This window comes from Candidatus Symbiopectobacterium sp. NZEC135 (assembly GCF_025962695.1).
This window is the reverse complement of record NZ_JAGFPF010000936.1, coordinates 1-831: the sequence shown is the minus strand read 5'-3', so window position 1 is coordinate 831 and position 831 is coordinate 1. Positions and strand designations below refer to the sequence as shown.

The window sequence follows — 831 nt, the reverse complement described above, 5'->3', positions numbered from 1 at the left end:
AATCGATGGACTTGAGAAGAGAGCGGTGATGCGATATTCCCCCGAATCCCTGATTGCCTTTGTTACCGCTGCACAAACCGGCTCCTTCTCCGCCGCTGCGCGCCAGTTACGCAAAAGCCAATCCACCGTGAGCGCGGCGATTGCCAACCTCGAAGCCGATCTCGGTTTGGTACTGTTCGATCGTTCCGGGCACCAACCGCGACTGACCGATGATGGTCATAAGGTGCGGGTGCACGTTCAGGCCATTCTTGCTGCCAGCGACACGCTGGATGCGCTGGCGGTGCGCCTGGCTAACCGCATTGAGCCGCGCCTGACCTTTGTGTTGTCGGATATGTGGAAAGCGGATCATTATGATCCCTTGCTGCACGCGTTTTCTGCCCGTTTTCCTGATATCGAATTCGAGTGTCTGATCGCCGAGGATGAGGATGCCATCGACCTGCTTCAGGCGCAGCGTGCGCACATGGGCGTGATTCGCACCCAACCACAGTATCCGACAGAAATCAGCGCCTCGCGGTTGCACGTTAAAACCGAAATGACCCTCTTTGTTGCCGCACAGCATGCGTTGGCACAGCAGCCGTCTGTCACGCCGCAGCAGTTGGCAACGGTACGCCAGCTTTGTCTGAATACCTATACACGCAATCAGCGTCAGCCAGAGGAAGGCGTCATCTGGTCTGCCCCTTCTTACCTTATGCTACTGGAAATGGCAGAACAGGGGTTTGGCTGGAGCATCCTGCCACGTTGGTTGGTCGCCCAGTTTGGTCATCAGATATTGGTGGAACTCTCGGTGGCAGGTTGGCCGCAACTGATTGAAATGGATGTGGTGTGGTCAAA

1 protein-coding gene is annotated in these 831 nt (G+C 56.3%); it reads left to right on the top strand.

Annotation, left to right across the window (positions count from 1 at the left end; translation table 11 throughout):
• Window positions 1-28 precede the first annotated feature (28 nt).
• Window positions 29-831: LysR family transcriptional regulator (locus tag J5224_RS31565; RefSeq protein ID WP_264628926.1), on the top strand; the 803-nt coding region annotated here is incomplete at its 3' end.